Genomic DNA, 627 nt, shown 5'->3' with positions numbered 1-627 from the left:
ATCATGAACCGTCCCATCAATTTCCGCACGATTCTATTGGCATGTTTGATCATCAGTGTTGGCCAACTGAGCATGGGTTTAGTGATGCCTTCTCTACCTTGGATCGCCAAAGACTTCTCGGTTTCACTCGATCAAGCGCAGCTCCTCGTGAGTATTTATCTACTTGGATTTGGCCCTTCCCAGTTCATCTATGGCCCTATGTCCGACGCATTAGGGCGCAAGAAAGTGCTACTCGCTGGTTTGCTGATCGCAATGTCCGGCTTGCTGATGATCATTTTCTGGAGCCATACGTTTACTGGCATGGTCTTAGGCCGCTTTTTGCAAGGCTTGGGGACGGGTTGCTGCGCGGTGTTGGCTCGAGCTTCTACTCGTGACCAGTTTAGTGGGAATGAGCTTCCCGTCGCGATGTCTTACATTGCTATGGCAGCGTCCATCACGCCGTTGATTGCTCCTGTGATTGGTGGGTTCATTAACTTCCACTTTGGCTGGAGTATGGTGTTCATTTCATTGTTGGGTTACGTGTCGCTCGCTTGGATCATCATTGCGTTTCGATTCAAAGAGACCATCACACGACGCTCCGCAATTCCCTCTCCAGCCAAAATGTTGGTGCAGTATCGTGATTTGCTC

At 49.9% G+C, this 627-nt stretch carries 1 protein-coding gene; it reads left to right on the top strand.

The genetic code is table 11. The features are described from left to right. Nucleotides 1–3: 3 nt before the first annotated feature. Nucleotides 4–627, top strand: a 624-nt coding sequence (locus tag R7F64_RS23990) for an MFS transporter (RefSeq protein WP_318072166.1), incomplete at its 3' end; no start/stop codon positions are given.

This window comes from Vibrio sp. Vb1980 (assembly GCF_033338615.1).
Classification (GTDB): domain Bacteria; phylum Pseudomonadota; class Gammaproteobacteria; order Enterobacterales; family Vibrionaceae; genus Vibrio; species Vibrio alginolyticus.
Note: the sequence above shows the minus strand (reverse complement) of the source record. Positions and strands in the feature narration are given on the sequence as shown.